Annotated in this window: 5 protein-coding genes; 3 read left to right on the top strand and 2 right to left on the bottom strand. The window is 35.0% G+C overall.

Translation table 11 applies throughout. The annotated features are described in order from the left end of the window. The 3 genes from sohB to CKF59_RS05760 all read left to right on the top strand — a co-directional run. Window positions 1-839 (top strand): protease SohB (gene sohB, locus CKF59_RS05770; RefSeq protein ID WP_119535008.1); only part of this gene is annotated, 839 nt, incomplete at its 5' end. Between the two features lie 528 nt (window positions 840-1367). Next, entirely contained in the window at window positions 1368-3626 is a 2259-nt protein-coding gene (locus CKF59_RS05765; protein ID WP_119535007.1) for a TonB-dependent siderophore receptor, read from the top strand. 68 nt (window positions 3627-3694) lie between these two features. Then, window positions 3695-5446: an ABC transporter ATP-binding protein/permease gene (locus tag CKF59_RS05760; RefSeq protein WP_119535006.1), complete on the top strand. Its 1752-nt coding sequence runs from the start codon at window positions 3695-3697 to the stop codon at window positions 5444-5446. Window positions 5447-5539: 93 nt separating this feature from the next. Here CKF59_RS05760 and CKF59_RS05755 read toward each other — a convergent pair whose 3' ends face one another. Together CKF59_RS05755 and kdsA are read right to left on the bottom strand one after the other, a co-directional pair. Beyond that, entirely contained in the window at window positions 5540-6493 is a 954-nt protein-coding gene (locus tag CKF59_RS05755; protein ID WP_119535005.1) for a D-2-hydroxyacid dehydrogenase, read from the bottom strand. Window positions 6494-6531: 38 nt separating this feature from the next. After that, a complete protein-coding gene (gene kdsA / locus CKF59_RS05750; RefSeq protein WP_119535004.1) occupies window positions 6532-7371 on the bottom strand; it encodes a 3-deoxy-8-phosphooctulonate synthase in 840 nt (279 codons plus the stop codon). Window positions 7372-7762: the final 391 nt, after the last annotated feature.

The following is a 7762-nucleotide window of genomic DNA, read 5'->3' as shown; positions in this document are numbered from 1 at the left end:
AAGCTAAAGCCAAAGCTCAAGAACGTAAACAGCAAGCCAAAGCTCAAAAGCAAGCTTTAAAACAAGGAGAGCAACCGCAAACTAAGCCTCGTTTGTATGTGATAAATTTTAAAGGTTCTCCTGATGCTCGAGAAGCTCAAGCTTTACGTGAAGAGATAACCACAATTTTAGCAGTAGCTCGTCCTGAACAGGATCAAGTACTGCTTAGTTTAGAAAGTCCAGGTGGTTATGTTCATGCTTATGGTTTTGCAGCCTCACAGTTAGTACGTCTTAAAGATAAAGGAATTAAGTTAACTGTAGCTGTAGATAAAGTAGCTGCAAGTGGAGGCTACTTAATGGCAGTTATTGCAGATGAAATTGTAGCAGCACCTTTTGCGGTTGTAGGTTCGATTGGGGTGGTAGCTAATGTTCCTAACTTTAATCGTTTACTCAAAAAACATGAAGTAGATTATGAAGTATATACTGCAGGTCCATATAAGCGTACTGTAACTATGTTGGGAGAAAATACTCCTGAGGGCAAAGAAAAATTCAAAGAAGAATTAGCACAAACTCACGAACTCTTTAAAAACTTTGTCTCTAAGTATCGTCCACAATTGGATTTAGAAAAAGTGGCGACTGGTGAACACTGGTATGGGCAACAAGCTTTAGCTTTAAATCTCGTAGATAAACTAGCAACCAGCGATGATTTAATTCAACAGGCTTTAGCTGATAAAGAAGTTGTAGGTTTAAGATTTAAAGAAAAAAAATCTTTACTGCAAAAAGTTGGTTCCCAAGCGGAAGAGAGTAGTGTAAATATTGTGAGCAAACTCTTCCACAGCCAAGATAAAAGTTTATACTAATATTAAGATTATTGAGGTCATAAAATTGACCTCTTTTTTTGTGTTTGCAATTTGAAATGGCATGAAACCTAAAAGTTGGAATTGGTAAAGCTAGGTTATTTATCTAGAGAGAAATAAAGAGATTAGAAGATAAGTTGGAGGAGAATTATTTCAGGATAAGTAAGAGTAGAAGTGAAGAGAGTTAAAATAAGTAGGAAATTACTGACTGATAGTTAAAACAAGAATAAAAAGTGGAGAAAACTAAAATATAGGTACATGGACTGTAGGGTTATAGCCTCAAAGAGTTTAATTTTTTATTCTTGTTTATCATAACTCTTTTATAAAATATGGAGATTAATTTAGGAAATTTTTTTAAGAATAAAATCAGTTAATGGTAGAATACCTAACCAAACATTAAGCTTTGAGTTACTTATGTTGGATTTTTTGGTTACTTAAACTAGTTATTAATAAGAAAATTCTTTTATTTTTTTAAAGGAATTTAACTACAAGAGTTTAAGTTGTCTTCAATTTTATTTTCACTCTAATTATATGCACACAAAAGCAAAATTAATTAATTTCGCCTCAACATTTTTAGTTTTAGGTTTATGGTCAAGTTTTGCAATTGCAAATACTACAAATAGTTCTACTACCGAGACTAGCACTTCAAGTTCAACAACTAGCAGTTCTACGGCTACCAATTTAACTACGGTAAACGTACAAGCGGTATCTCGCTCGACTAAAACTGAAGGTACTAATTCTTTTACTTCTTCTGCTTTTAGTACGACTACAGGGTTAAATCTGTTACAACACGAAACACCACAATCTATTTCGGTAATCACTACTGAATATAATAAGCGCCGTGGGATTTATGATATTACTAAAGCTATAAGTTCAACTACAGGGATTACGGTAATTAAAGATGCCTATAATTATCGTTTTATGTCACGTGGTTTCTATATTGATCAAATCCAAGAAGATGGTTTATCGACTACTGTTCCTGGTTCGGCTTCTAACGCTTACCGTAGTGCAACTAGCTATACGGATTTAAGTATTTATGATCATCTTGAAGTAGTACGTGGAGCAACAGGATTAACGCAAGTAAACTCAGAACCTTCAGGGACAATCAATGCTGTATTAAAAAAACCATCGCCAATTGCAAAAACTAGCATAGATGCTAGTGTTGATCGCTTTGGGGCAACACGTTTAAGTGTGGATACCCAAGGTAAACTAAACGAAGATGGTACTTTAACCGGACGTGTGGTTGCAACTGTAGCTCGTAATAAAGATTTTACTACTGCTAAAGCAGGGTATCTTGGTCTGCTCTACGGGGTAATTAACTGGGAACTTAGCGAAAAAGATACAGTTACGGCAGGCTTAATTTTACAAAATAATACTAGTACTCCTAACTCTTACGGACTACCTTATATTAGTGCTTCTGGAGAGCAATTAAATCTTCCTCGTAGCACTTACTTAGGAGCTGATTGGAGTCGTAATATAAATCGTAAAGTAAAAGTTTTTGTTGAACACGAACATTGGTTCAATGATGATTGGAAATATAGTACCAATCTTGCTTATACTCGTAAACTTAGTACCTTAAAACTAGCTGCTATAGCGGCGACGGGGACTACCTATGCGGGAGTACCAAGTACGGGGTTAATGAGTTTAAACAATAAATTACGTTACGATAACCAAGCAAGTGAAATTAACTTTAAAACTGGAGTTAGTGGTAAGGTTGAGTTCTTAGGACGTACGCATCAATTATTTGCAAATTATGTTTATAACCAAGAAATAATAAAAAGCAATTTCTATCGTGTACGTGATACTACCAGTTATAATCTTTATACTTTCGATGGTTCTATGGTAAGTGAACCTGATTGGACTAGTCCTTCAGATTACATTGCTTATGAAGATAAGTTTAAAACCAGCTCTTTACAGCTAGGTGGGCGTTTTGAACTCATGGATGATCTACATCTTTTAGCGGGTTTAAACTATGCTTACTATAAAACTCGTAGTTTTATTGATTACATTTGGTGGAATGGAGCAGCTGATAGTGATGCAGATTCTTTAACGATTCGTGGTTATCATGCAACTTCACCATTATTTGGTTTAAGTTATGATCTCAATGCACATCATACTGTTTATGCAAGTTATGCGAGAATTTTTAAACCTCAATCAGGTTTAGATATTAATAATAATCCGGTAGTACCAAAACGTGGTTTTAACTATGAAGTTGGTTTAAAATCTCACTGGACAGGCTTAAATGTTAATCTAGCTCTCTTTAGAGTGGTTGAACGTAATCGTGCGGTGTATACTGGCTTACAAAACTCAGCAGGAAGTTATTACTATATTACTGCAGGAAAAGTGAGAAGCCAAGGGGTAGATTTTGAGGTTTCAGGAGCTTTAACCCAACGTTGGAATTTATTTGTTGGTTATACTTTCAACCGTAGTAAGTATCTCTTTACCGAAAGCTCAACCTATACGGCAGGGATGAACTTTAGTAAAGTAACTCCGAAGCACATTTTCCGTGTATACTCAAATTATCAAGTAAACGAAAAATGGCTCTTAGGTGCTGGCTTTAGTTATCAAAGTGCAAGCGAAAGTCTGTATCAAAACATTCGTCAAGGTGGCTACACCTTATGGAATGCGGACGTAGCTTATCAAGCGACCGAGAATTTAACCCTATCGGTGAACTTTAACAATATTTTAGATAAAAAATATTGGGTAAATAACCGTGTAAGAGTTAATGGAGCAAATAACTTCTATGGGGAACCAAGAAATGTACAGTTTAATTTAAACTATACTTTCTAATCCTTACAAAAGCCAAAGACTTAGTCAGTCAAAGACTTGGTCTTTGGCTCTTCTTTAATTAAATTTTTATGCAAACATTAAAATATTTTTGCCAATTAAGTAAGTATTTTTGGTGGGGAAAAGGAGCTTGGCGCAGATGGTTGCTTTTTGCATCTACTTTGCTTATGAGTATTATTATTGTCCAAGTTTCAGTTTATGTTACTTTATGGAATAAAGACTTCTACGATGCCTTAGCAAATCTAGAAAAGGATTTAATTTGGCAACTAGTGGGACAATATTTTATCTACATGAGTATTATCATAGGTTGTGTGGTATTAGGGAGTTTTTTACGTAAAAAACTCATGTTTTGGTGGCGTGAAGAGTTAACTCATAAATTAGAAAATCTGTGGTTAGCAAATCATAATCACTATAGATTACAACAGGATCTACCACAAGAGCAACAGTTTATTGATAATCCTGATCAAAGGATTGCTGAAGATGTAATGCTTTTATGTAGCTATACTATAGACTTAGTTCGTGGCTTATTTATGAATATTTTTCGTTTGGTAAGCTTTGTAAGTATTCTGTGGCTTATGTCTAGTGTTGTAACCTTTACTATTGCTGGAATTGACTGGCAAATCACGGGATATTTAGTATGGGTAGCTTTACTTTATGCTAGTTTATGTTCATTGATTATGCATGCCGTAGGTTATAAACTCCAAGGGCTCAATGTTCAACAGCAACATTTAGAAGCTAATTATCGTGGACAATTAGTAAGATTACAAGAGTCGAGCGAAGCCATAGCTTTATACCAAGGCGAAGCTAACGAATTAAAACGTTTAAATCAACAATTTAATCAAATTAAAGATAATTGGGCAAGTTTAATTTGGCGAGAAGTAAAAGTAGAGACCTTTTCTGCGACGAGTTTAAGAATTACCTTGTTTATTCCTCTCTTGGCTACTTTACCTATGTATTTAAGTGGACAGATGACTTTTGGGGCGATGATGCAAGCTCGTAGTGCTTTTGCTAATGTTCAAGATGGCTTTAACTGGTTTGTTGATAGTTATAAAACGATTATTAAATGGGCAGCGGTAGTACAACGTTTAGGGACTTTTCACCAACGTCTATTAGTTTTATCCGCAAGTGAACAAGAAAAGAAAGGATTACAAAGGAGAACGCAAGAGGAACAAGAGAAGAAACAACAATTTAAGTTTGTTGCTGCCAATATTGCGACTTCAAGTTTACCTCGAATAGAAGTGAAGCAAGTAGAAATCCGCAAAGAGCAGACCTCTTTACTTAAAGGAGTATCTTTTACATTATCGCAACTAGGTTGGTATCAACTACAAGGTAATAGTGGTCTAGGGAAAACGAGCTTATTAAGATGTTTAGCAGGGATTAAACCTGCAAGTCAGGGGGAAATTCAAGTTCAAGCGACAAGTGTTCTTTTTATCCCTCAAAAACCTTACTTATTTCAAGCTAGTTTACAAGAAGTACTTTCTTATCCGCAAGTGGAACTTATAAGCAAAGAGACTTGTAAGCAATTGTTACAACGAGTAGGACTAGCTTCATTAATCCCTCAGTTAGAGCAGGTAAAAGCTTGGCAACAAGTACTATCAGGAGGAGAACAACAAAGGTTAAGCCTAGCTCGAGTGTTACATTTACAACCGCAAGTTTTAATTTTAGATGAGGCGACTAATCAGTTAGATGGCAGTAGTGCCTTGGCATTAATGCAAGAATTAAAACAGAGTTTATCGCAGAGTTTAGTTCTTCTTACCACTCATCAACCTGAGATCGCAAATTTATGTGAGCAACAGATTAATTTAGCTCAGTTTAAGGCTTAGGGGGTTGATAAAAAATATCAAAAGTTAAAGGGAGGAATAGATCCTCCCTTTTTGTAAAGCTAAATTTTGCCTCAAACTAAAGTTGCGTAAGTTTTAACAGTTGTTGGCAACAAAAGTATTGATATGATCAATCATGAGATCCGCAAGTTTACGTAAAGATTGTTCACTTGCAAAAGCATTGTGCGGAGTAATAAAGAGATTATACTCATCTAAAGCCGCTTGTACTAAAGGATTGTCTTTAGGTGGTGGTTCTACACTTAAAACATCAAGAGCAGCCCCGCCAATACGACGTTCTCTTAAAGCCTGAGCAAGATCTTGCTCATTAATTAGCCCCCCACGACCAGTATTAATTAAGAATGCTGATTTTTTCATTAGATTTAAGAAATCATTATTCACTAATTCTGCAGTTGATGGGGTTAATGGACAGTGCAGCGTAATATAATCTGCTTGGCCAATAGCTGTTTTAAATTCAGTATAGCCAGGACGTACTACATCTGCATTGTGACGTTCAGCAAAGAGAACTCTCATCCCTAAAGCCTGAGCTTTTTCCGCAACAAGGTTACCAATATTCCCTTTACCGACAATTACTAAGGTTTTACCAGCAATATCGAAGATTGGGTAATCATAGTAAGTAAAGCATTTTTGTTCTGACCAACGTGCTGATAATTGATCACGAGACCAACCATGGAAACTACGTGAAAGAGCAAAAATAAAGCCAATTACATGTTCCGATACCGAATTTGAAGAGTAGCCTTCTACATTTTGTACCGCAATCCCTAACTCTTTAGCCGCTTCAAGGTCAACGTTATTTGTTCCTGTCGCCGGAATTTGAATTAATTTTAATTTACCTATAGCAGCTAAACGCTCGAGCAGAGGGCGATCTAAAACTACTTTTGAAGAAATAATAATATCTGCATCTTTACTACGTTCAAATACATCTTCAGGTAAAGTATAAGGATAATTTACCCAATTATGCTCGAAATTTAATTTTTTTAGTTGATAGTTAGGTGGATAATGTAAGGCATCTAAGAATACTACGTTTAACATAATAAAACCTCGAGTCTAGTTAAAGGGGAGAAGGGAAATTATTTAAAACTTTTAATTAAAGTATCGAGTTCTTTAATTTGTTTTAAGAAATTAGGTAATTCGGCAAAAGGAGTTGCTGAAGGACCATCACATTTAGCTTGAGCTGGATTTGGGTGTGCTTCCATAAAGAGACCTGCTAAACCTGTAGCCATTCCTGCACGTGCAAGTTCTAGAGCTTGTTTACCACGACCACCTGAAGCAGCTCCCATAGGATCACGACATTGTAAGCTATGGGTTACATCAAAAATAACCGGAGCATTGCCTGATACTTCTTTCATGGTCGTAAAACCAAGCATATCTACTACAAGATTGTCATAACCAAAACAGCTACCACGTTCACAAAGAATTAATTGATCATTACCGCATTCTCTAAATTTCTCCACAATATTTTTCATTTGGGCAGGAGAAATAAATTGTGGTTTTTTAATATTAATTACGGCACCAGTTTTTGCCATGGCTTCTACTAAATCAGTTTGACGAGCTAGGAAAGCTGGTAACTGAATTACATCAACTACTTGGGCTACTGGTTGGCACTGTTCTTCAGTGTGAACATCAGTAATAATTGCGACATTATCAAATTCTGCTTTTAGTTTGGCAAAAATCTCTAAACCTTGTTCCATGCCTGGACCGCGATAAGAATGAATTGAAGAGCGGTTAGCTTTATCAAAAGAAGCTTTAAAGACATAAGGGATATCTAGTTTTTGGGTAATTTCTAAGTAAGTTTCTACTGCTTTACGAGCAAAATCTAAATCCTCGAGAACGTTAATCCCACCAAAGAGAACAAAAGGTTTGTCATTAGCAACAATAATCTTGTCTTGAATTTTAACTTCTTTCATCATAATTAATCTTGAACATAATAAATATATTTTAGGTTTTATTATACTAGAAAACTAAAAAGCACCGCAAAAGGTTTCACAAAATGTGGCATGGGTCACAGTTTAGACATAACTTTATCGTGATAAAAAATGATAAAAAATAGATTTTATTTGATTAACAAAAGAGCAAATAAGAGCTAACTTTGTTGCCAAAAAAGAAAGAAAAGTTGCAAGTTTTTAAGAAAAAAGTATATAAAAGTAGCTAATTGTTACAAAAAATATTTTTTAATAAAAAAATTAAATTTATTATTTTTTAAGGGTTTAGGGGTCTAAAAATTTTTTAGACCCCTGGAAAAAGTTGTAAAATTACTTTGTAAGTATTTGAATTTTAAGAAAAGAAAATGATATCAAATTT

The sequence above is a fragment of the Psittacicella gerlachiana genome, assembly GCF_003585965.1.
Taxonomy (GTDB): domain Bacteria; phylum Pseudomonadota; class Gammaproteobacteria; order Enterobacterales; family Psittacicellaceae; genus Psittacicella; species Psittacicella gerlachiana.
The sequence above is the reverse complement of the archived record's forward strand: the minus strand, read 5'-3'. Positions and strand labels throughout refer to the sequence as shown.